The following is a 22,350-nucleotide window of genomic DNA, read 5'->3' as shown; positions in this document are numbered from 1 at the left end:
AGCCGCCCCGTACCCGACCCCGAAGGGCCCGCGATGACGACGAACTCTATACGCCGTGCCCCGGCTTGCCACTGGCGCGGAAAGGGTCGGCCAGTAGTATCGGCGCACACACGCACGGCTCAACCGGCCCATGTGTGCCTGGAGACGACCCTGACGGGGTGGGTTGACTCACATCACCTGCTCCTTTTCCGTGTTCTGCGGCGGGCTCGATCCGTGTCCAAGGATCCTCGCGACGGATGAGGCTGATTCACCTTGACCGTGGTCATCGTCAAGCGCCCGCCCAGGGTGCTGCCTTCTCCTGTGCCGGCGGAGGAGATCCAGCTCCAGGCGCCGCCCGAACTGGAGCGCCCCACCGAGCAGAACTGGATCATGAGCGTGCTCCCGATGATGGGCATGCTCGGGTCGGCGGGCTTCTTCTTCATGCCGGGCGCGCCCAAGATGATGGCCGTCATGGGCGGCATGATGATGATCTCGTCGCTGGTCATGGTCGTCGCCAACATCCTCAAGGCGCGCGGCGGCAACCGGATCCAGATGCTCGACGCCCGCCGCGACTACCTCAAATACCTGGCGCAGCAGCGCAAGGAGGTCCGCCGGACCGCCCGCAAGCAGCGCGACGCGCAGTTGTGGACGCACCCGGACCCGGCGCAGCTGTGGTCGGTGGCCGCGGGTGAGCGGCGGATCTGGGAGCGGCGGGCCGGGGACGCGGACTTCGGGCAGGTCCGGGTGGGGGTGGGCCAGCAGCAGTTGTCCACCCCGCTGGTGGCGCCGAGCACCGCGCCGTTGGAGGAGTTGGAACCCCTGTGCGCCGACGCCATGCGGCGCTTCCTGCGCACCCAGGCGACGCTGGACGACCTGCCGATGGCGATCTCGCTGCGCTCCTTCTATCACCTGACGGTCTCCGGCGATCCGGAGCGGGTGTACGGGCTGACCCGGGCGATGTTGGGCCAACTCGCGGTGCTGCACTCGCCGGACGACGTGCGCATCGTGGTGGCCACGGACGCGACCTCGCTGCCGCGCTGGGACTGGCTCAAGTGGCTGCCACACGTGCAACACCCGTCCCTGTCGGACGGCGCGGGCTCGGTCCGGATGATCGCGGGCGATCTGGGCGAGATCGAGGAGTGGTTGGCCGAGGACCTGTCCGGGCGGTCGCGGTTCGCCACCGGCGCGCAGCCCGTACTGGACCAGCCGCATCTGGTGGTGGTCCTGGACGGCGGCGGGGTGCCGGCCAATTCGCTGCTCGCGGGCGCGGACGGCCTGCAGGGCGTGACCATCGTCGAGGTGGTCCCCGGTCCGCTGGACGAGTTGCGCGGCGGCCTGGCGATCATCGCCGAGGAGGACCGGCTGACCCTGGAGTCGACGGCCGGGGCGTACGAGGGGGTGCCCGACTTCCTGTCGGCGGGCGACGCGGAGGCGCTCGCCCGCAAGCTGGCCCCGCTGCGCCTGTCGGCGCACGACGACGACGAACCGCTGCTCGCCAACCTGGACTTCACCGACCTGATGGGCATCGGCGACGCGGCCCGGGTGGATGTGTCGCAGACCTGGCGGCCGAGGCCGCCGAACGACCGGCTGCGGGTGCCGATCGGGATCGGCCAGAACGGCGAGCCGATCATGCTGGACATCAAGGAAGCGGCGATGGAGGGCATGGGCCCGCACGGCCTGTGTGTCGGCGCGACCGGTTCCGGCAAGTCGGAGCTGCTGCGCACGCTGGTCCTTGGCCTGGCCACCACGCACAGCTCGGAGATCCTCAACTTCGTACTCGCCGACTTCAAGGGTGGCGCGACCTTCTCCGGGATGTCCGACATGCCGCACGTCGCGGCGGTGATCACCAACCTCTCCGACGACCTGACCCTGGTCGACCGCATGCGCGACTCGATCACCGGCGAGCTGAACCGGCGGCAGGAGCTGCTGCGTTCGGCCGGCAACTACGCCAACATGCACGACTACGAGCGGGCCCGGGTCGCGGGCGCGGCCTTGGAACCGCTGCCCTCGCTGGTGATCATCATCGACGAGTTCAGCGAACTGCTGACCGCCAAGCCGGACTTCATCGACATGTTCATCCAGATCGGCCGCATCGGCCGATCGCTGGGCGTACACCTGCTGCTCGCGTCGCAGCGCCTGGAGGAGGGCCGGCTGCGCGGCCTGGACACCTACCTGTCGTACCGCATCGGGCTGCGTACCTTCTCCGCCGCCGAGTCGCGCGCGGCGATCGGCGTGCCGGACGCGTACCACCTGCCGTCGGTGCCCGGCGCGGGCTACCTCAAGTTCGACACCGAGTCGATGGTGCAGTTCAAGGCCGCGTACGTGTCCGGTACCTACCGGGCCTCGGACCGGGTCCGGCGCAACCAGTCGGGCGCGCCGATGCCGGTGTTGTTCGGGAGCCGGTGGACGGCCGCGAACATGTGGAACCGGCGGCCCGACCTGCCGCCCGAGCCGGAGCCGGAGCCGGACGTCGACAGCGCGCTCGCGGACACCGTGCTCGACGTGATCGTGCGCCGGATGGTCAACCAGGGCCCGCCCGCGCACCAGGTGTGGCTGCCGCCGCTGGCCGAGTCGAACTCGGTCGACACGATGTTGCCACCGCTTCAGGTCACCGCGGATCGCGGCTTGTGCTCGCCCGACTGGGGCGCCAACGGGCGCCTGGTGGTGCCGCTCGGCCTGGTCGACAAGCCGTTCGAGCAGCGCCGGGACGTGATGTACGCGGACCTGTCCGGCGCGGCCGGCCACGCACTGGTGGTGGGCGGCCCGCGCAGCGGCAAGAGCACGCTCCTGCGCACCATGATCACCTCCTTCGCGCTCACCCACACGCCGGCCGAAGTGCAGTTCTACGTGCTGGACTTCGGCGGCGGCGGAATGGTCGCGCTGAACGACCTGCCGCACGTGGGCGGGGTCGCGGGCCGGCTCGACGCGGAGCGGGTGCGGCGCATCGTCAGCGAGGTCAAGGGCATCCTGGACCGGCGCGAGGAGATGTTCCGGGTCAACAACATCGACTCGATCGACACGTTCCGTCGGCGCCGCGCCGCCGGGACGCTGCCGGACGAGGCGTGGGGCGACGTATTCCTGTTCGTCGACGGCTGGTTGACCCTGAAGAACGACTTCGACGCGCTGGAGCCCGAGGTCACCGACATCGCCACGCGCGGCCTGGGCTTCGGCGTGCATGTGGTGCTCACCGCGTCCCGGCATCCGGAGATCCGGCCCGCGCTCAAGGACCAGATCCAGACCCGGTTGGAGCTGCGGCTCGGCGAGACGATGGAGTCCGAGGTCGACCGGCGGCTCGCAGCCAACGTGCCCACCGGCGCGCCCGGACGCGGGTTGTCCCCGGACAAGTTGCACTTCCTGGCCGCGCTGCCGCGGATCGACGGCGCCTCGACGGCGGAGGACCTGGGCGAGGGCATGGCGGCGATGGTGAACGCGGTCAAGAGCGCGTGGGCGGGGCCGCCGGCTCCCCCGGTGCGGGTGTTGCCGATGTTGCTGCCGTACGAGCAGTTGCCGACGCCCGCGCAGGTGGCCGGTCGGGCGATCCCGATCGGGGTGGACGAGGCGACGCTGAGCCCGGTGTACCTGGACTTCAACGTCGACACCAACTTCGTGCTGTTCGGTGAGAGCGAGTCGGGCAAGACCAACTTCCTGCGGCTGCTGTCGCGCGGGATCTGCGAGCGGTACACCCCGGCCGAGGCCCGGATCATCGTGTCCGACTACCGGCGCACCCTCCTGGACGTGGTCCCGGAGTCGCACCTGCTGGAGTACGCGGCGGCGGCGCCGGCGCTCACCTCGTTCATGGCCGAGATCCGCGGCGGCATCGAACGGCGGCTGCCCGGCCCGGAGGTGACCCAGGATCAGCTGCGCAACCGGAGCTGGTGGAGCGGCCCGGAGCTGTTCCTGCTGATCGACGACTACGACCTGGTGGCCTCCTCCAGCGGCAACCCGGTGGGCCAGCTCGCCGAGTTCCTGCCACTGGCCCGCGACGTCGGCCTGCACCTGATCATCGCCCGCAGCAGCGGCGGCGCGGGCCGGGCGCTGTACGAACCGGTCCTGCAGAAACTGTTGGACCTGGGTACATCCGGCCTGATCCTGTCCGGCAACCGCGACGAGGGCGCCCTGATGGCCAACGTGAAACCGGCCCAACTCCCGCCGGGACGTGGGCAGTTCATCACCAGGCGGCGCGGCGTGGAACTGATCCAGACCGCCTGGCTCCCGGACGACTGAGCCGGCGGGGCGAGACGGGCGAGACCCGGTCGATGTCGGCCGGGCCCGCTTCCCGTCGACAACCATCCGAATAGTTATCACGGAACGTCAGGTTCCTCTTGCGATCCGCTGATGATTCATGGATCAATGGACGACGCCGCGACACGTGGGCGTGTTCGACGTGCGCCGGGGAGGGTCGCGGTCGAAGGTCACCAAGCTCGGGGGAAGCGTTGACGATGGCGGGATCCGGTTTTCAGATCAGCCTGGAGATGCTGGAGAAGTTTCAAAGCGCGTTGGAGGGTGTACTGGCCGACCTGGTCGGGCAGGATCCGGGGGCGAACCCCGCGGAGCACGGAATCGGCGCGAACGACCTGGGGGTGTCGTTTTCGGAGGCCCCCATGATCGGTGGGGTCATCACGGAAACGGCCACCAGATTGCGGCAGTTGATCGACACGCTGCGCGACCAGATCACCGCGATGAAGCTGTCGGTCAAGGTCACGGGCGCGAACACGGCCGACGTGGACGACGAGACGCGCCGAAAGCTGAACGAGATCCTGACCCGAATCGGCGGCAACGCACCGGCGCCCGCGGCGGGATCGCGGCCGAGCGACCGCAAGGCGGCTGTGGAATGACGCGGGTGTGCGTGGTCGGCGTCATGGGAGGAATCTGATGGTGCATGCGGACGGGGCACCTTCCGGGGGACCGGGCGGCGGGGGGACGGACTTCGAGGGCTTCACGCTGGAGCAGTTGCAGGCGATGATCGCGCAGGCGAAGCCTTCGGCTCTGGGCGCGTATGCGGAGAAGCTGCACGGTACGGCGCAGCGAATCCAGACCGCGACGCTCGGGCTGAGCCAGTCCGTCCAGGCCCTGAGCGGCGTCTGGGAGGGCCCGAGCGCGGAGAGTTTCCGGACCTGGGCGGGCGGTCTGACCGCCGCCGCGACGGGTCTGGGCGACTACGTCTCGGCAGCCGGTACACACATCAACCACGTCGGCCAGCAACTCGTCACGGCCCAGTCGCGAATGCCCCGGGTGGCCCCGACAGTCCTGGCCACGGCGAACCAGGGCCCGGTGGCGGTGGTCTCGAAAGCCGTCACGAATCAGGCCACCGGCGGCAACCCGGGTGGCGTCGATCCGATCAAGGCCCAGCAGGACGCCAAGGCCCAGGTCGACGCGGCCCACCGCGAAGCGGTAACGCAGATGCGGACGTTGGCTTCGACGTATCGGGTGGCGGCGACGGACTTGAAGGCGTTGCCTGCGCCGGTGTTTCCGGATCCACCCGCCAGCATTCCAATCAACCGAACGACATCACTCGACGGAGTTAACGGCTCCGGCGGAGGCGGTAGTAGTAGTGCCAACGGACACGGCCGCAACACTTCGAACGCTCGCTCGGGATCCGGCGGCTCAGGTACCGGAATCTACTCGGCGCCTCTGGGTCAGCCGAGCGGGAGTAGCCAGCCAGGGTCGGCAACTCCCGGCGGGGCGCCCCCTTACGTCCCACAGTCGACGGATCTACAGGGCAACGGTTCGCTGACCGCTCCGTCCACGCTCGATCGTCCTTGGATGCCTCAGATCTCCGGAGACGGTCCCGGGACCGTAGCGCCGCCTGGCACGAATCCGCCCGGCGCGCTCCCGGCAGGTGTTCCGATCATTCCCAAGGGATCCGAACCCGCCATCACCCCCAACAGTGGAGGCAGGCGCTCCGGCGGAGGCCCGGGGAACACATCGCCACGCGGTGGCGGCGTTGGCCCGGGTCCGGCCCCAAGCAGAAGTGGTGTTCCCGGGTCGACGCCTCGTGGCGGCGGTGTCCCCGGCGTCGGAGGCGGGCGAGGCGCGTTCAGCGCTCTACCCGAAACTCGCGGCCCCGCGTCGAACGCCCTTGGCGGCACGACCGGGTCAGGGCCCGCAGCACGTACGGGGGGAATGCCGGGCGTCGCAGGTGCACCTGGCTCCCCCACCGGTCGACCGGCCGGCGCACCCGGTCGCCGGCTCGCCGCGTCGCAGGGTGGATCCGTCGGCAACGCATCGGGTGCTGCCTCGAATCGCAGCTCCCCCAGACTGCAAGCACTTCCAGCCGAACCCGGTGCAGCCGGATCCGGCGACCCGGGCATACAGCGCCGGGCTTCGGCCCCTGGGGAGCGCACCCCATTCACGGGAGGCACCCGCTCGGAACAGGTTCGTCGACGCACACCGCGCGTGGAAGATGAAGACGACAACATCTGGGATGGCCCCCGTCGGCCAGGTGTGGTCCCGCCCGTGATCGAGTAGATGGCGCTCTGTCGCTGTTCCAGGAAGGACGTTCACACCGCATGAGCGGACGACCCACACGAGTGCACCAATCGTCTGTCATGCTCGGCATGCTCCTGGTGCTTCTGATCGGCAGCGGATCGCTCGCAGCACCAGCGCGGGCGGATTCGCTGCGCGCCAAGCAGTGGTACCTGGACGCGTGGAAGATCGACGACGTGTGGAAGACGACTCGCGGTAACGGCATTACCGTGGCGGTGATCGACTCGGGTGTCGACGCCACTCACCCGGATCTGGTCGGGCAGGTGTTGCCCAGCCTGAGCACGCCCGGGGACGACAAAGGCCACGGCACCGGTATGGCGAGCCTCATTGCCGGTCACGGCAAGGCCGGTGGCGGACAAGGGGTCTATGGCGTGGCTCCAGAGGCCAGGATTCTGCCGTTCAGAGCGCTCGATGGTTTGGTCGGCGGGCAAGATCCGAACTCTGTTGCGGAGGGCATCCGTCTGGCCGCAGACTCCGACGCCCGAATCCTCAGCATCTCTCTCGCCGGGCGCAACAATGTTCCAGCCGAAGACGCGGCTGTGGCCTACGCGCTGAGCAAGGGAAAACTGGTCGTTGCCGGCGCGGGAAACACGCCGGAAAGTCGTGATGGCGTTCCGGTGTATCCCGCTGCGAACCCCGGTGTCCTCGCGGTCAGCGCGGTGAATCGTGAAGGGAAGCCCGCCGACAACAGCGTGCGCGGGTCGTGGATTTCACTGTCAGCTCCCGGGCAAGACATCCCCAGTGCCTGCGTCACCCAGACCCGCTACTGCCTTGACACCGGCTCCAGCGACGCCACCGCCCTAACCTCCGGCGTAGCCGCCCTGGTCTGGTCCGTCCACCCCGACTGGACCGCCAACCAGGTCATCCGTCGCCTGCTCGACACCGCCAGCCGCCCCAACGAGCCCGTCCCCTCGGACACCTTCGGCTACGGCGTGGTCAGCCCCCGCAAGGCCCTCGCCGCCACCGACACCCCCGGCCCGGCCGACGTCAACCCGCTCGTCGGCGTCCGCGGCGACAAACCGAGCACGGCACCCACGACCGCCGCACCGACCACACGCGCGACCCCCGCCGCCGCCACACCCCCCACCACCGCCGCCAAATCCGACGAAGGCGGCGGCAACGGCCTCCTCGTCCCCATCCTGATCGGCACGATCACCGCAGCCGCCCTCCTCGCCGGCGCCGCCCTCATCACCATCCGCCGCCGCCGAGCCCGCGAACTCGCCCACCGCCAAGCCGCCACCGCACTCCCATGGCCGCCGATCCACCACCAGGGCGGCAATCCCTACGACCGCCGCTGAACGACTACTTCGCCGGATCCGCCGCGCAAACCGCCGGGTCAGGCGCAGCGGCCACGATGGCTGTCCGCAGATCGTCCAGCGGGCGCAGTCGGCCGTCCAAACGTTCGAGAGCGCGGACCGGAGCGTCGTAGTCCAGCTGCGAATACGATTCGCAACCCCACTCGACGATTCTCCCGTCGGCAAACGTCCGACTCGGCGGCAGAAATGCTCCGGCAAGAAGATGGCGCACCTTCGTATAGCGAAGTGCCTGTTCGCCCTTCTCATTGAAGACATCGCACCAGGACACAATATCCGGACCGGTCGCGAAGCTCTCCTGCGTCCAGCCGTTCGTATCCGCGACTCCGAGAGCCGAGGCGGAAATCGGCAGACAACCTCCGGCACCCGCAAGTGGGGTCCTGGGCGCAGGCCCAGCCGATACGTCGAGATCCGGAATCCGCTCCTGACAACCAATGGCCTCGAGCGAACGGTTCACCAACCGAGTCAGCAGCGAGGCCATCACAGGCCGTACATCGTTTGTCGGGGCACCCGCGGACCGCACCACGCTCAGCATGGCGAACTGCGGCGCGTCCCGCCAAGTCGCCGGAGCCTTCTCGCATCTTGGCACCCGAACCCACGCACCGTTGTCCGAGACCGCGCCACTGATGCCGCCCCCGAGCGGGGTCGCGCCACTCGGGAAGTTCTGCCAGGTCATACCTTCGTCCGAAGTGATCGCCGGCATCACGAAATCGAGAGTCGCGCGGTCGTTTTGAATCGGGAGACTGAAGAACCTGTACTGCGGGCGCACCGCCCCGTCCGCCGTGGGCACGATCACATAGCACGCGACTTGACTGCCGTAGCCCGCGTCCAGCGGCTTGAGGCGCTCGGTGCTCCGGATGTTTCCATGCTTTCCGGTGGCCGACCCGCTGACGAAGCGCACAACCTCTGCTCCCGAAAGCGCATCGGAACACACACGCTTCGGCGCAGCGAAGCTTTCTTCCTGCCAAGGCAAATCACCGTTACGCCCCAGCAGCCAACCCGCCACCACCAACGAAAGGCAAATCGCCGACACCACGACAAACCCACGACGTCGAAACAACACTGACCACCCACCCCACATCTACGCGCTTTTCGAAATGGGCCGATGTCGCCGATCTCGGCCGACCCACGGCTGTCACCCCAGCATTTTGCGCACTCGTTCGCCACCGACTTCGTAATTGGTCATTGATGCGCGCATTTCAAGCTCGCGATTGATTTCGAAATCCGGCTGCCCGTGCTGTGGAGAACTTTCGTACCATTTCCGTAGGGCCGCGTTCAAGCGCCCAGAATTCTCCCTGCGCAACCCTTCCAAGTCAATCGAAGTCTGGTCCGCTATTTCCGCAGCCCGATCCTCATACCAACCGTCGGTGAAAAGATTCACGCGGCGCTGGGCGAAATCCCCCAGAAAGGCAAGCTGTCCAGGCAGGGCCACGCCAACCACTGCATTGGCAGCGCCACCAAGGCCGTGATAAAGGTACTTACTCTCCCAGTTCTTCGCGGCGGCCGAGTCGCTGCCGTGCCCCATGATGACCTGGGCTCGAATCTCGTCCAGGGAACCCAATGCACCAGATCCGGCCTCGGCTTCCAGGCGGGCCCCATCCCACGAAGGGGCGGTCACCAGATTTGCCGCCAGGTAATTGAGCTCCCGGTTGTAAAGAGCCTTGAATGCCTCGGGGTTCTCGGACATGCCCTTGACGGTGTGCACCAGATCGTAATCATCGAAAAGCCTGACTCCGCGGCCATCATTGGCCAGGTTTCGATGAGTATCGTCCACGTACTCGGAAAGGATGTTCGAAACGCTGTCGCTCATGCTCCCGGGGACCGCGCCATGCAGACCGGATCGCCCCCCAAGATACGCGACCGTATCCTTTGCGATCCGCCGCATCACGTCGTCATGCGGCAGCATCGGAGAATCCGGAAGCCCCACCCCGCCGGTCGGGATTCGGCCGGTGGTGGCCGCCTGAAGGGCGTTGCCCAGGGCGTCGAAGCTCGTCGGCTCGCCCTGGCCGCCGATGTGGTCCGAAATCGGATCCCGGCCCTTGAAGAGGTAGTCGAGTCGGGTCGGGCCGCCGTCGCCGAAGAAGCCCTTCGCGGCTTCCGGGTTCCGGCTCATCCCGGTCAGCACACCGGTCATCGGGTCGTATCCGCTGCCGGGTCGGGAGAGGTCGAGGCCGAAGTGGGGCGGCGGTATCAGGGTCGTGCTCCAGATCGAGGGCTTGCCGGCGCCCTTCTCGAACGCGACGACCTCGTCCGCGGTCTGCCGCAGGAACGTGGTGTCGTAGGTCCCGTGGCTCAGCAGCGTGCCCAGGAGCTGGTAGCCGTAGACCGTGGCGCGGCCCGGATAGGCATCGCCGTCGCCGACGCGGACGAATTGCCGGCCCGCCTTCGTCATCTCGGCCATCCACGCCGGGTCCTTCACCAGGCGGGGACTGGCCGTGGCAAGCGAGTTGCCCAGGTCGGTCTGGAGTTGCTTCAGATCGGCGAGCCTCGGGTCCTTCTTGTCCCCAGCGGCTATCCGTGCGTTCAGCTGGGCAAGCAGCCCGGTGGCGGCGTAGAGGCCCGTGGGCTTCATCGTCCGGGTCAGCGCCTCGGCGAAGTTGGGATCACCCGAGTTCGCCTGCATGAGGTTACGCAGCAGGTCCAGTTCGCCCGCGTCGAGCGAGGACAGCCGCGTGAACAGGTCCGAGCAGCGTTTGGCATCCGCCTCGGCGCCGCCGCCCAGGGCATCCGGCGAGTCAAAGGTAGTCGGGTCCTTGCCGCGCGTGGCCCGCAGCGCCGCCGCGCCGCGCTCGTCGGCATCGTTGGCCCGCCGGAGCAGATCCGCGATCCGCCGACCGATCTCCTCGGCGTGCGCCCGTTGTTCGGCGGTATAGCGCTCACCCGCCTCCTTCGTCGCCTCCTGCCCGGGCGGCGCCGACATGGGCGGCCAGGTAACCGACCCGTCCGGGGCGATGACGAGCTTTTTCGCGACCGCGTCCGCGTCGATCCCGCGCAACTCCTCCCGCAGCTTGCGGAAGTCGAGGTTGACGTGGCTCAGGATCGTGGCAATCGCGCGGCATTCGACCACCGCGTTCTCCAGTTGCTTATTCACTGCGCCGATCCGAACTCCGGCCAGCTGGGCGGAGAATCCCTGCCACTTCGGACCCTTGACCGGCATCAAGAGCTCGGGTCCCACGCGGAGTTCGACGCCTTGCATCTGTCCGGACAGCGTGTCCCAATAGGAAACCGCAGCCGACAAACCATCGAGATTGGCTTGCCGAAACTGGGTGAGATTCATGAGCAACCGCCCGGCGACTTGAACAGTTCGGCGTTGCCGGCCTCGGTTCGCCGATACAGGTCCGCGTTGTCGCGTAGCGCGGTCGCGGCCAAGGTGAACTCCTTGGCCGCCGAGGCGACTTGCAGTGGCCAGTCGTGCGCCAATTCACGCAGGGCCGCCTGCATCGCGTGCCCCTCGAGACCACCGGCGGCGGCCTGGGCGGTCGCATCCGCGTCCTGGTTGACCTTCATGATCTCGCCGTGGAAACCGTCGGCCGTTCCGGCCAATCGGGTCAGCTCGTCCGCCTCCACGTGCGTACGACCGGACGCACCGCCTGGACCACCGGGGTTCCCGGGCGAGCGATCGCCGGGCGGTGGTGGCGGTGGCGCCAACAAGGGCTTCGAAACAGCCGGGGCAGTGGCGTTCGGGTCGGCCAGGAAGTATTCGGGTATCAGCGCGCGGTAGATCGGGGTATCCGGAATTTCGTGTCCTGCCATGATCTCCCCTTTGTGTTCGGATACCGGCCCTGCCCGGCGATCACGATCGTCAGCACAACGAAAAGAAGCGAAACGCAACAAGCAGAATCCGGCGCGGGCACAATTCACCCATCCGACTCGCCCGGAATCAGGCCGCGCCCGGGGTGCCCCTACCGCGCTTGCGGGCGTCCCGTAGGACGACCGCCGTGCAGATGACCAAAATGGTCAACCCGATGGCCAGGAAGAGGATCACCGAGGCCTGGCGGCGGTCGCGGTCGGCTCTGGTGGGGCCGTGGGCCAGTGGGGACACGTTGACCAGTTCGGTGCTGCGGTCGATTTTCGGGTCGGGCATCGGCGTCGATCCGGGGACCGTCGACGAGGCGACGGCGCGCAGGGGGTCGATCACGCCCCAGCCGACGCCGTCCACGTGGCCCGGGGCGGCGCGCTGGGCGGTCTGTTCGATCAGGGTGATCACCTGGGCCGCGGTGTAGGTCGGGTGCGCCGCGCGGATCAGCGCCGCGACCCCGGCCACGTAGGGCGCGGCGAAGGAGGTGCCGTCGCTGCGGCAGTGGCCGCCCTTGGGCACCGTCGACCACATGTCCACCCCGGGGGCCATCACCCCCACGTACGGCTTGTTCTGCGAGAAGGGCGCGCGCTCGTTGTTGCGGTCGGAGGCGCCGACGCCCAACACGCCGGGGTACGCCGCCGGCCACGAGTCGAGGTTGTCCTTGTCGCCCGAGTTGCCCGCCGCGGCGACCACGACCACCTGCTTGGCGATAGCGCGCTGCACCGAATCCCGCAGCTTCGCGCCCGGCGCCTGCCCGCCCACGGTGTCCTGCGAGATGTTGATCACCGAGGCACCCGCCGCGACCGCGAAGTCGATCGCCTGGGCCAGCGTGTCCTCGTTGCCCTTGGTCGCGTCGTCGCCGCCGTTCTGCCGGATCGGCAGCAACATCGCGTCGGGCGCGATCCCCACGAACCCGGTGTCCAGCTTGGGGGTGAGCCGATCGCCGGGCCGGGCCGCGATGATGCCCGCGGCCATGGTGCCGTGCCCGTTGGTGTCGTCGGTGCCGTTGGACTTGTCGTTGAAGAAGTCCTTGCCGCCGGTGGCGAGCGCGGGAGCCAACTGCGGATTGGCCGCGTCGATCCCGCTGTCGATCACCGCGACCGTGACGCCCTTGCCGGTCGACTTCTGCCACAACTCGTCGAGGAGCACCCGCTGGAGCGGCCACGGCTTGCCGGGCATCGGCTTGGCCGGGAACTGGCAGTCACTGCCCGCGAGCAGCCCGGTATCCACCGGGACTTCGCCCCCCGCCGGCGACCACGCGGGCAGTACCAGCAGGCCGAGCGCGAGAAAAGGTGCCGCCCACCGTCGCCGCAGGGGTCGCAGGGGTCGCATGCGGTTCGTTCGCCTTCCGGATCACCATCCGGCCGCCCCGATCTCCCGAGTCGGCCGAACCTGTCGTGTCGGTGCCGGCATCCCCGGCCCCGGTAAGACCGATGACAAGACTGATCGGCCACGCCGACGACGCACGCGGGAGGAGGCGGGCATCGGCCCGCCTCCTCTCATCGCGTCACCGCGTCACCGCGTCGGCACCACGCACCGGACCGACGATGCCGATGCCGATACCGACCCCGGCCACCGTGCGTCGAGATCGACAATCGAATGATCCATCGACGATCGACCGATCCGACGACTAGTGCCACATCTTGGCGTTGGACGCCTCGGTCTGGCGGTACGCCTCGGCCGCCCGCATCAGCCCGTCGGCGATGCCGTTGAGCGCCTCCTGCAGACCCTGCGCGTTCTGGTCCCAGCTCGCCTGCTGGACGAGGTAACCCTCGCGCGCGTCACCGGACCACGACTCGGTGACCGGCCCGATGTCCCGCTTCAGACCCGACTGCATGTCGGCGAGGCGAGCGTTGAGGGCGCGAATATCGGCTGCGGCCTGTTCGAGCGCAGCGAAAGTGACAACTACCTGCGACATGCTTTCTCCCCAGTGTCGGATGACCCAGTGTCGGATGACCGGCTTGCGACCGGGGCAGCGCCCCGAGCAGCCCGAGAGCGGGTTCGACCAAGGCCGATCGAGTGGTGTTTCCCGGTCAGAACATCAACTTCGAGATGTTGCCGGACACGGTCGTCTCGGTCTGGTCGTACGAGTTCGCGTTGTGACCCATGGCCCCGGAGATCGCGTCGAGCGCGCGCTTGACGCCGAGCGCCTTCTGCACGGCCTGCTCCTGAAGCGGGTTGAACTGGGTCCTGGCCGCACCCTGCCACTGGCCCTCGATCGCGTCGACCTTGCGGTTCATCTCCTGGATGGCCGCTTCGAGGTCGGTCGCGACGCCCTGAACCTTCTTCGACAACTCCGCCAACATCTGCGGAGTGATCTTGAACGCTTCACCTGCCATGTTTCACCATCCCCCATGAGACAGACGTGCGCGAGGGAAGGTTCGTGTCACCCGTGTCGGGTGCCCCCGCACCAACGTCACCGTTGCGACGTCGTGGGAACTCTAACCGCAACCGAGGACGCCACCCAAGCGACGCCCTACGCATGGTTACGGAACCTTGACCCGGCCGATACCACTGCGGCCTTGTGCAATGCGCAGGTTTTCGGTGGTGCCTTCGGGTCGCGCCGGCGCCACTCACGACCCTGTCGACGCTACCCCAACTCCCGTCCCCAGGCTCAGGAACCCTGCGGCTTTTTGGCATCGGCCGTACTCAATTGCGGCCCGCGCGAGACCAGTTCGGACCACGCCCGGGGCAACGGCTTGGCCTCCACGCCCTTGTAGCCCAGCCGCTGCTTCGCCTCGCTCTCCGGCGCCGGTCCGGCCGCCGCCGCACCGGACTGCGCCTCCTCCGGCACCGCGTAGCGCAACCCCGAGTCGGCGACCAGGAACATCGGACCGCCCTCCTCCGGCGTCCCGGTCACCTCGCGATACAGCGCCCCCGCGCCGGGCTTGACCCACACGCCGCCCATCCCGTCGACGAGTTGCTCCGGCGGCCGGGTCCCGGCGGACTGCGCGGTCACCGGCTGATTGCCGCGCCACTCGCCCGAGAAGGTGTTGCACACCACGCTGCGCGGCAGTTCCAGGTCGTTGCGCGACATCCGGTTCACCGGGGTGGGCGGGCTCTCCGGCCAGCCCTTCTCCGCCGCATAGGTGCGGTCCTGGACGACGGCCCCGCCGAGCGTGCCTATGTTGACCGGGAACGCGGTGGGCGGCGTGGACCCGTACGCCTCGCGCGCCCGCGGGTTGTTGGTGAACAGGACGGCGGTCAGCTCACTGATCGGCATCACGCCCTCCTTGGTCACCACGTAGTTCTGCCGCTGGGCACTGCCCTCGGCGCGCAGCACGATGCCGACCCGGTTGTACTCCTTGGGCAGTGGCAACGAGGTCTGCTTGCCGTAGTCGGCCGGCATCGGGTGGTCGATGGTCCCCCCGTCGATCAGCGTGGCCAGCCACGCGTCGCTGACCGGCTGCGGCGACGAACCGACCAGGTTGAGCGCGATGATCACGCTGGAGGCGTCCACCACGAAGCGCTTGCCCTGGTAGACGAGGTACTTGTGCTGGTTGCGGTCCTGGACGAACAACGCCTGCCCGGGGGCCAACGCCCCGTCCGCCGCTCCCGCTCCGATGAACACGCTGCGCTGCGGCTCGCCGGCCGGGTCGGGCTTGCCGTCCTTGCCGAGGGCCGGCCGTTCGCACACCGTCCAGGACTTGCGGGCGGCGACCTCCTTGGCCGTCGGCAGCCGGTCCGGCGCATTCGGAATCCCCAGCGGCGCACCGTGATTCACGCTGTTGAGCTGCTTCTCCGGGACCATGTTGACCTTGAAGTTGCCCGGGTCCAGGAGCAGTCGGCCGGAGGCGATGTTGAGCACCGGGTGCAGCTTGCCGTCCAGGAAGACATACCGGCTGGCCGAGTCGCGCCCGACGATCAGGCTGCTCTTGTCCTTCCAACCCGGCGGCGTACCGGGCTTGATCAGCCCGACCACGCCGAACCCGGCCAGGACGAGCATCGCGACCACGATGCTGGGGGTGACCAGCCGCATCGGCTTGGGCGCGTTCTCCTCGGTACCGCCGCCCGGAGCGGGTTGCAGGAACGCGGCCACCATGCGGCGGCGCGCGAAGATGTACGCCTCAAGTTGCTCGCGGCGCGATGCCATCGTTCTCCCCGTGATCGACCGAACGCTCCGGCTGAAGGTTCTATCACCGACGCGGCCACAGGGTCGCGGGCAATCCCCCGGGCCCGTACCGTACGGTGTGCCGCACCCGCCGTGACAGTCGGGCGACGGCATACGGGGACAAGTCGTGAGCATGGGGGATCTACAAACGTGGCCGCACCCGCGCCGGTAGGCACGCATCGGCAGACCCAGCCGCCCACACCCGACGGGACCTCGCCCGCACCGCCGCGGCGCGCCGTGCCGCGCGTACATCCGCGCGCCGGTCGGATCGGCGGCGTGCTGGTCCAGCAGATCGTGCTGATCCAACTCGCGGCCGTGCTGGTCGCCATCGGACTGGCCGGCAACCCGGTGGCGCTGATCGGCCTGGGCGCCGTCGCGTTGCTCCTGATCCTGCCCGCGATCGTCCGGCTGCGCGGGCGCTGGCTCGCGCAATGGCTCCCGATCGTCTTCGACTTCCGCCGCCGGCACCGGATGCCCGCCGTCCCGGACGACGCGGACCCGGTCCTGGTCCCGGTGTTGGAGTGCGCCCCGCAGCTGACCACCAGTTCGGTCACCGATCGCGATCGTCGCTCGATCGGCCTGATCGGGGACGGCACCTTCCTCACCGCCGTGCTCCTGGTCACCTCGCGCGACGAACCGCTGCGCCCCTCGCGGGCCCAACGGCCGTTGCCGCTGCCCGCGATCGTGAGCACGCTCGAGGTCGACGACGTGACGCTGGCCTCCGTACAGGTGGTCCAACACACCCAGCCCGCGCCCGCCACCCACCTGCCCGAGGAGGCGCTGGCCACCCGGTCGTATCGGCAACTGGTCGAGCAGGGCCTGCACGACGTACCGGCACTGCGGCTGACCTGGATCGCACTGCGCTTCGAACCCGAGCTGTGCGCGGGCGCAGTCGCCGCGCGCGGCGGTGGCGAGGAGGGCGCCCAGCGGGCGCTGTTGCGCGCGGTCAACCAGCTCGCGGGCAATCTGACCGGCGCCGGCTTCGAGGCCCGGGCACTCGACGAGGCCGAGCTGATCCAGGCGTTGGCCACGTCGTGCAGTGTCAACCGCACCACCCGCCAATACGGGCGCGGCGGCCGGCGCACCACCGAATCCAGGCGGGCCTGGCGCTGCGACGACCGTTGGCACAGCACGTATTGGGTCAGCCGCTGGCCGCAGCTGACCCAGGGCCATACCTCCGACCTGATCGGCGCGCTGACCGCGACACCCGCGATCGCCACCACCTTCGCGCTGACCGCGACGCATGGCGTGGGCGGCACCACCGCGATCCGCGCACACGTGCGGATCGCCGCCCGGTCCGGCAGTGAGCTGGGCGAGGTGACAAGGCAGTTGGAGCGGCGGGCGCGGAGCGAGAAGATCGGCCTGACCCGGCTCGACTGGGAGCAGCAGCCCGCCCTGCTCGCCACCCTGCCGCTCGGCGGCCTGTCGTGACGAAGCGTCACATGTGCACACGTACGGGGAGGATCCACCAGTGAGCACGACCAACGCGGGACGCGGCCGGCGCCGGGCCGGCAACGGGCGCGGCAACAACCGCAATCCGGCCCCGATGCCGCCGGCACCCGATCCGACCCCGGGCGCCGGGACCCCCGTACCGCGGCCCACACGGCGCAAGGGCCTGGCCCGCCTGGTCGGTCCCCGGCACGAGCGGCATGTGCTGACCACGGCTCAGTTGCCCGCGCTCGGCCTGCCGGTGGGCGACGACGGCGTGGTGATCGGCGTCGACGCCGAGCGCAACCCGGCGGTACTCGGTCTGTTCCGACCCGAGGCGCTGGAGGTCGCGTTCGTCGGCGGCGCCTATGTGGTGCAGATCATCGCGTTGCGCGCGGCGGCGATCGGCGCGCGGGTCGCGATCGAGTCCGGCCGTCCGCAACTGTGGTCCGCGATGGCCCAGGCCGCGGGCGGCGCGCAGCCGTGCGTGACGGTGCATCAGGTGGGCCGACTCGGGCCGCAGGGGCCCACCGCGGGCAGCCCGGTCCTGGTCATCCGCGACTGCGGCGCACGCCCCCCGCGCAACCGGCTCGCGCCCGCCGCGTGGCAGAGCACGCTGACCCTGCTGCCGTACCTGGACCCGGCGCAGGCCCGGCAGCGGATCGGCGTGGGCGCGGGTCTGGTCGGCATCCAGCGAGTCTCCCCGATCGAGGCCCAGGCGGCCTCGTCGGTGTTGGCCCTGCCCGGCGAGGACGAGGCCGCGTTGCCCACGCTGGCCGACGAACTGACCCTGTGGAGCACCAGGAAGTCGCGCAAGTACGTGATGTCGACGCCCACTCGGGCCGAAGTCGACCTGCTCGGGCCGCCGCGCCGGATGGACTGACCCGGCGCGCGCGGCCCCGCTCCGGATGAACAGTGGACGGACCCGCGACGGCTGCCGGAAGCGCTGACTACGCTGTGAGGCTCGTGCAGGGGGCAACCTCGACCCGGGTCGGGGTACGGCGGACGGCGGCGCCGTGTGATCCGATGCCGAGCCGCCTCCGGACGATCGGAAGGACCACACCGTGAGCAGCGAGCAGGACGGCGCACCCATCGAGCCGGGGACCGACGAGGAAGAGGAGTGGTCGGGACCCGACTTCACCATGCCCTCGTGGTACACGCACCAGAACGGCGGCGCGCCCGCGCCGCCTCCGTCCGGCGTCGGCGTACCCGCGCTGGCCGGAGCGGGCGACGGGGTGCCGCCGGCGCCGCGCTACGGCAGCGACGACGCGACGCTGGTACCGCCGGCCCGACTCCCCGACCAACCCACGCCGCTGCCGTACGGAGCCGACCACGGCACGGCCCGACCGAGCGCACCGCCGGCCGGCGCGCCGACCGCGGGTACGGCCAGCGCAGCCGCGCCGGGTCCGTACGGCCCGCCCGCCGGCGCGCCGGTCCGCCCCGCCGACGCACCCGGCCTCGGCACCCCCTCGGCCGGCGACCCGTCCGCGCCCCAGCCGTCCGCGCCCCGGCCACCGGCACCGGAGTCCCGGCTGCCCGACCCCCGGACCCCGCAACCACCGGCCACCGCCCCCCGGACCGCCGAGCCCGCGCCGCCGGACCGGCCGTACGGCGTCGACCACGGCGCGCCGGGCCCCGCGGCCCCGCACCACGCCCCGCCGACCGCACCCGGCACCACCCCCGGCGCCTCGGGACAACCGGGCACACCGCCCACCGCCGAGCCGACCACCGCGGTACCACCCCAATACACCCCACACGTGCCCACGGCCCCGCTCCCGTACGGCACCGCTCCCGGCACCGCAGGGCAGCCGAGCGCGCCGCCCACCGCCGAGACACCCGGGTTCGGCGCCCCTGCGGCCGAACCCACGACACCACTCCCGTACGGCGCCGCCCCAGGCGCCGCCGAGCACCCGGGCGCGCCGTCCCCGGCCGAGCCGACGACCGTCGGGCCGCCCCAATACGCCGTACAAGAGCCTGCGAACCCGCTCCCGTACGGCGCCGCCCCGAGCACCACCGGACAACCCGGCACACCGTCCCCGGCCGAGCCGACCGCCGTCGTACCGCCGCAGGACGCCCCGCACGAGCCGCCGGCCCCGCTCCCGTACGGCACGCCGCCGGTCGGGCAGTCGCACGACACCGAACCGGAACGTTCCGGACCGGCCTTCGCGCCGGGCGACCCGACCGTGGTCGTACCGCTGTCGTCGTTGGCCCCGGAACACCCCGCCGCAGAGCCCACCGACCCGACGGCCGAGTCCGACCACCGGCCCGTGGATCACCCGGATCCCACCCACGGCGATGCGAACCACCCGGAGCCGACCGGGCAAACCCCACCGGCCGCCGACCCGGACGGCGCCGCGCCCACGGCTCCCCAGCCGCCGGCCGGCGACCCGGGTGGCTCCGAGCCGCTCCCCGACCGCGCCGAGGCCATCCCGCAGGACGCCCGCCCGGACGCCCCGTTCGACCCGCGCGACGTCCCCACCACGCCCGCCGGCGGCACCGCGATCCCCGGGCTTCCGGCCGCCGAACCGACCCCCGGAACCGCCCACGCCGAGCCCACCGAGGCCGGGCCCGACCAGGGCTACGCAACCCGGCCCGCCGCCGCGCCGCCGGCCCCGGAGCACCAGCCCCACCCACCGGCCGCCGACCAACGCCCGGCACCCGAGCAAGGGCCCTACCCGCCCACCGCCGACCCCGCCGCCCCCTACGCCGCCCACCGCCCCGAGGCCCACGCCGCCGACCCGCAGCAGCCCGCCCAACCGTCCCAGGCCCCGGACGCCGCACGGCCGCAGGACGCCGACGCCCACCCGCAGCAGCCCCACGCACCCACACCACCGGCGGACCACCAACCGCCCCCCACCGGCTACCCGCCCTACGCCCGGCAACCCGCCCCACCTCAGGGCGCCCCGCTGCCCTACCCGCAGCAACAACTACCGGGCCAGGCACCCCAGCACGCCCCTCAATACCAATACCCGGACGCCGCCCACCAGCAGCCGTACCCCGGCCAGGCCCAAGGCGCCCCGACGGTCGATCCGGCGACCCGGCTGATCCCGCCGATCACCGACGACATGGCCGCACCGCCCGGCATGCCCCCGCAGGGTCCCGTCGGCGGTCCACCGCGCCCGATGACGCCGCCGCAGGGCTCCCCCATGCCGCCGCCGGCCTGGGCCGCCGGCGCGCCCGCGCCCGGCACCGGCGAGGCGTGGGGCGGCAACGCACCGCCGCCCACCGGAGCCCCGCTGCCGCCGCCGAGCGGCGGACCGGCGGCCCCACCGCAGCAGCGCGGCGAACGTTCGTGGATGCGCCGCGCGTTCGGCGGCGGCGGCAACGCCCCGGCCGGACCGCCGGAGCAGCAGCAGCCCGGACCGCCCCCATACGGCCAGGCCCCCGGCCCGTACCAACAGGCCCCCGGCCCGTACGCCCAAGGCACCCCGCCCCACGGCGCCCACGCCCCGTACCCGCAGCCACAGCAGCAGCCCGACCCGAACCAGGGCCGGCAGCCGTATCCCCAAGCCGCCCCGGGACAGCCGCCCTACGGCCGGGACGCTGCACAGCCCTACCCGCAGGCGGCCCAGTACGGCCCCCAGGACCCCGCGGGCCAACCACAGCCCCCCTACGCCCAGTCCGCCCCACCGCAAAACCCATACGGCCAACCCCCCGCCGCCGCCCAGCCCCACGACCCACAACCACAGCCGCAGCCGCAGCCACAGCCACAGCCACAGCCACAGCCACAGCAGCCGTACCGCCAAGGCACGCCCCCACACGGCGCCCCCGGCCCCCAACACCAGGCAGGCCAACCCGGGCAGCCGGGCCAACCCGCACCCGCCGACCCCGCCAACCCCTACGCGGCCCAGGCGCCCGCGGCCGCACCCGACCAGGCCGCCCCGCACTACCACCCGGGCACCCCGCCCCAGGGCAACCCCCAGCCGCAGCAGGCCTGGTCCCCCGACGGCGGCGCCCCCGCCCGTACCGTCGGCGGCGCCCCGCTCGGCTACACCGCCGCCGTCGAACTGACCAGCGACCGGCTGCTGCGCAAACAACCGCAGCCGCGCCGGCAGACCCCGCGCTTCCGACTCGGCGGCAAGTCCGCCGACGCCCGTCGGGCCGAACGCCTGGACCGGATCCGCACACCCGTCCTGGGCTGCTACCGGATCGCGGTGATCAGCCTCAAGGGCGGCGTCGGCAAGACCACGACCACCACCGCGCTCGGTTCCACCCTGGCCATCGAGCGGCAGGACCGGGTGATCGCGATCGACGCCAACCCGGACGCCGGCACGCTCGGCCGCCGGGTGCGTCGGGAGACCGGCGCGACCATCCGCGACCTGGTCAACTCGATGGCCCACGTGCACAGTTACATGGACATCCGGCGATTCACCTCACAGTCCTCCAGCGGCCTGGAGATCCTGGCCAACGACGTGGACCCGGCGGTGTCGACCACGTTCAACGACGACGACTACCGCTCGGTGATCGACCTGCTGGGCAAGCAATACCCGATCATCCTGACCGACTCGGGCACCGGCCTGCTCTACAGCGCGATGCGCGGAGTGCTGGACCTGGCCCACCAGTTGATCGTGATCAGCACGCCCAGCGTGGACGGCGCGACCAGCGCGAGCACCACCCTCGACTGGCTGGTCGCACACGGCTACGCCGACCTGGTGGCGAACAGCATCACGGTGATCTCCGGTGTCCGGGAGACCGGCAAGATGGTCAAGACCGAGGACATCGTGGCCCACTTCGAAACCCGCTGCCGCGCGGTCGTGGTCGTCCCGTTCGACGAACACCTGTCCGCGGGTGCCGAGTTGGACCTGGACATGATGCGCCCCAAGACCCGCGAGGCGTACTTCGAACTGGCCGCCCTGGTCGCCGAGGACTTCCACCGCACCCAGCCGGCCGACCAACAGCAGCAGTGGCAGCCGCAATACCAACAGCAGCCACAACAGCCGTACTACGGCGGACCCGCCCAGGGCCAACCGCAGCCCTACCCGCAACAGCAGCCGTACCCCCAGCAACAGCAACAACAGCAACACCAACAACAGCCACCGCAATACCAACCGAACCCACAGCAGCCGCAGCAGCCACACCAACCGCAGCCGCAGCCGCAGCAGCCACAACACCCGCAACAACCCCAGCCCCAACAGCCCTACTACCAGCAGCCCCCACCGGGCGACTGGCAGCCCCCGCACCAGGGCTGACCCGCCGAAGGGCCGCCCCGGAAGCAATTCCGGGGCGGCCCTTGG

13 protein-coding genes are annotated in these 22,350 nt (G+C 70.5%); 6 read left to right on the top strand and 7 right to left on the bottom strand.

Annotated features, from left to right (window positions below; genetic code table 11):
• Positions 1 to 252 precede the first annotated feature (252 nt).
• From eccCa to ABIA38_RS00945, 3 genes are all read left to right on the top strand, one after another.
• Positions 253 to 4,203: a type VII secretion protein EccCa gene (gene eccCa, locus ABIA38_RS00955; protein WP_424636393.1), complete on the top strand. Its 3,951-nt coding sequence runs from the start codon at positions 253 to 255 to the stop codon at positions 4,201 to 4,203.
• 215 nt (positions 4,204 to 4,418) lie between these two features.
• Positions 4,419 to 4,814, top strand: coding sequence for a hypothetical protein (locus ABIA38_RS00950; RefSeq protein WP_424636392.1), 396 nt, complete (start codon positions 4,419 to 4,421; stop codon positions 4,812 to 4,814).
• Between the two features lie 1,713 nt (positions 4,815 to 6,527).
• Positions 6,528 to 7,763: a S8 family serine peptidase gene (locus ABIA38_RS00945; RefSeq protein WP_424636391.1), complete on the top strand. Its 1,236-nt coding sequence runs from the start codon at positions 6,528 to 6,530 to the stop codon at positions 7,761 to 7,763.
• 4 nt (positions 7,764 to 7,767) lie between these two features.
• On the opposite strand, the gene ABIA38_RS00940 is transcribed toward ABIA38_RS00945, so the two are convergent.
• The 7 genes from ABIA38_RS00940 to eccB all read right to left on the bottom strand — a co-directional run bounded on the left by ABIA38_RS00940 (position 7,768) and on the right by eccB (position 15,670).
• Positions 7,768 to 8,841: a hypothetical protein gene (locus ABIA38_RS00940; RefSeq protein ID WP_424636390.1), complete on the bottom strand. Its 1,074-nt coding sequence runs from the start codon at positions 8,839 to 8,841 to the stop codon at positions 7,768 to 7,770.
• A 72-nt stretch (positions 8,842 to 8,913) separates the two neighbouring features.
• Complete coding sequence (locus ABIA38_RS00935) at positions 8,914 to 11,055, bottom strand: hypothetical protein (RefSeq protein WP_424636389.1); 2,142 nt, start codon at positions 11,053 to 11,055, stop codon at positions 8,914 to 8,916.
• Positions 11,052 to 11,531 (bottom strand): hypothetical protein, encoded by a 480-nt coding sequence (locus tag ABIA38_RS00930; protein ID WP_424636388.1) that lies wholly within the window; start codon positions 11,529 to 11,531, stop codon positions 11,052 to 11,054. Before ABIA38_RS00930 ends, ABIA38_RS00935 begins: the two co-directional genes overlap by 4 nt.
• A gap of 127 nt (positions 11,532 to 11,658) precedes the next feature.
• On the bottom strand, positions 11,659 to 12,909 hold the full coding sequence (gene mycP, locus ABIA38_RS00925; RefSeq protein WP_424636387.1) for a type VII secretion-associated serine protease mycosin: 1,251 nt from the start codon (positions 12,907 to 12,909) through the stop codon (positions 11,659 to 11,661).
• A 298-nt stretch (positions 12,910 to 13,207) separates the two neighbouring features.
• Complete coding sequence (locus tag ABIA38_RS00920; protein WP_424636386.1) at positions 13,208 to 13,495, bottom strand: WXG100 family type VII secretion target; 288 nt, start codon at positions 13,493 to 13,495, stop codon at positions 13,208 to 13,210.
• Between the two features lie 115 nt (positions 13,496 to 13,610).
• Entirely contained in the window at positions 13,611 to 13,916 is a 306-nt protein-coding gene (locus ABIA38_RS00915) for a WXG100 family type VII secretion target (RefSeq protein ID WP_424636385.1), read from the bottom strand.
• Between the two features lie 275 nt (positions 13,917 to 14,191).
• Positions 14,192 to 15,670, bottom strand: coding sequence for a type VII secretion protein EccB (gene eccB, locus ABIA38_RS00910; protein ID WP_424636384.1), 1,479 nt, complete (start codon positions 15,668 to 15,670; stop codon positions 14,192 to 14,194).
• A 168-nt stretch (positions 15,671 to 15,838) separates the two neighbouring features.
• On the opposite strand from eccB, the gene eccE reads away from it, so the two are divergent.
• The 3 genes from eccE to ABIA38_RS00895 all read left to right on the top strand — a co-directional run bounded on the left by eccE (position 15,839) and on the right by ABIA38_RS00895 (position 22,305).
• Positions 15,839 to 17,119 carry a type VII secretion protein EccE gene (gene eccE, locus ABIA38_RS00905; protein ID WP_424636383.1) on the top strand — a complete coding sequence of 427 codons (1,281 nt, stop codon included), beginning with the start codon at positions 15,839 to 15,841 and terminating at the stop codon, positions 17,117 to 17,119.
• Between the two features lie 40 nt (positions 17,120 to 17,159).
• Positions 17,160 to 17,999 (top strand): hypothetical protein, encoded by an 840-nt coding sequence (locus ABIA38_RS00900; RefSeq protein WP_424636382.1) that lies wholly within the window; start codon positions 17,160 to 17,162, stop codon positions 17,997 to 17,999.
• A gap of 181 nt (positions 18,000 to 18,180) precedes the next feature.
• On the top strand, positions 18,181 to 22,305 hold the full coding sequence (locus ABIA38_RS00895) for an AAA family ATPase (protein ID WP_424636381.1): 4,125 nt from the start codon (positions 18,181 to 18,183) through the stop codon (positions 22,303 to 22,305).
• Positions 22,306 to 22,350: the final 45 nt, after the last annotated feature.

Source organism: Embleya sp. AB8 (assembly GCF_049739465.1).
Taxonomy (GTDB): Bacteria; Actinomycetota; Actinomycetes; order Streptomycetales; family Streptomycetaceae; genus Embleya.
Note: the sequence above shows the minus strand (reverse complement) of the source record. Positions and strands in the feature narration are given on the sequence as shown.